The organism is Halomonas sp. SIMBA_159 (assembly GCF_046536035.1).
Lineage (GTDB): Bacteria > Pseudomonadota > Gammaproteobacteria > Pseudomonadales > Halomonadaceae > Vreelandella > Vreelandella venusta_A.
The window spans coordinates 1-235 of the sequence record NZ_JAWJBT010001633.1 but is presented as its reverse complement, the minus strand read 5'-3'; the positions used below and the strand labels follow the sequence as shown (position 1 = coordinate 235).

Here is a 235-nt window from a genome sequence, read left to right as displayed (position 1 = left end):
CTACCAGAGCCTGATAGAAAAAGCCGATGCTGTTGCCAGCGCCTTGCTGGCACAGGGCGTTCAGCCGGGGGAAAAAGTCGGGGTGGCGCTGAGTCGCTCTCTGCCGTGTATCACCACTGTACTGGGTGTGATGCTGAGCGGCGCGGTCTATGTGCCGCTGGATCCTGAGCAGCCGATTGAGCGTCAGAGCAGCATCGTCAGTCAGGCCGGGATCCGCACCCTGATCACGGAAGCC

Annotated in this window: 1 protein-coding gene; it reads left to right on the top strand. The window is 61.7% G+C overall.

Annotation, left to right across the window (positions count from 1 at the left end):
* On the top strand, window positions 1-235 hold a 235-nt coding region (locus R0J87_RS24745; RefSeq protein ID WP_498889683.1), incomplete at both ends, for an AMP-binding protein.